This window comes from Streptomyces sp. CA2R106, assembly GCF_037034245.1.
In the GTDB taxonomy this organism is placed as follows: Bacteria; Actinomycetota; Actinomycetes; order Streptomycetales; family Streptomycetaceae; genus Actinacidiphila.
Genome location: NZ_JBAGKC010000165.1, coordinates 1 through 577, shown reverse-complemented (window position 1 = coordinate 577; position 577 = coordinate 1). Strand labels below are relative to the sequence as shown.

The following is a 577-nucleotide window of genomic DNA, read 5'->3' as shown; positions in this document are numbered from 1 at the left end:
TCCAGCCAGTTCAGCTCACGTGCCGCAGACAGCACATGAGTGGAGTCGGTCCGTGCCTTGCCACCACGGCTGATCAGCCCTTTCTCCCGGGCAGCGGCTAGGATGCCGTCCAACACCGGCCGGCCGCCATCGGCGCTGACCAGCCGGTCCCGGAACTCCGACAGCACGGAGAAATCGAACCCCGGATCGGCCAGCTCCAGTGCCAGCGCGTACTTCCAGTCGATCCGGGCCCGCACCGCCTCTGCGGCCTGCCGGTCGGTCAGCCCCTCCACAAACTGCAACACCAGCACCAGCGCCAGCCGCCCCGGTGACCAGGCAGGCTTGCCCCGCACTCCAAACAGGCCCGCGAACTGCTCATCGCTGAACAGGACACCTAACTCGTCCCTCACCCGGATCGCCAGGCTCCCCTTCGGGAACGCGGCCCGCGCCACCCGCACCGTCTCCGCCGGGATCTCCCCGGACCCCTTCGCCTGCATCGACATCCGCACCCACCCCATACGACAACGTCGGCCTTCAAGACCACAACCGGGTCTTGAAGGCCGACGTCACGCGAGGCCCCGAATTAACCAACAGCGTC

General features: G+C 67.6%; 1 protein-coding gene. It reads right to left on the bottom strand.

Translation table 11 applies throughout. From position 1 onward, the window contains the following. Positions 1 to 482: transposase (locus tag WA788_RS35545; RefSeq protein WP_335984640.1), on the bottom strand; the 482-nt coding region annotated here is incomplete at its 3' end. Positions 483 to 577 lie beyond the last annotated feature (95 nt).